This window comes from Pantoea sp. USMM079 (assembly GCF_037153115.1).
GTDB lineage: Bacteria > Pseudomonadota > Gammaproteobacteria > Enterobacterales > Enterobacteriaceae > Pantoea > Pantoea communis.
On sequence record NZ_JBBCKX010000085.1, the window covers coordinates 1 to 237 of the forward strand.

The 237-nt window shown below is 52.3% G+C and carries 1 rRNA gene; it reads right to left on the reverse strand.

Annotated features, from left to right (window positions below):
- Positions 1-237, reverse strand: a 23S ribosomal RNA gene (locus WFP70_RS26885); the annotation flags it as partial.

Genomic DNA, 237 nt, shown 5'->3' on the forward strand with positions numbered 1-237 from the left:
CATTGCACTAACCTCCTGATGTCCGACCAGGATTAGCCAACCTTCGTGCTCCTCCGTTACTCTTTGGGAGGAGACCGCCCCAGTCAAACTACCCACCAGACACTGTCCGCAACCCGGATTACGGGTCTACGTTAGAACATCAAACATTAAAGGGTGGTATTTCAAGGTTGGCTCCACGCAGACTGGCGTCCACGCTTCAAAGCCTCCCACCTATCCTACACATCAAGGCTCAATGTT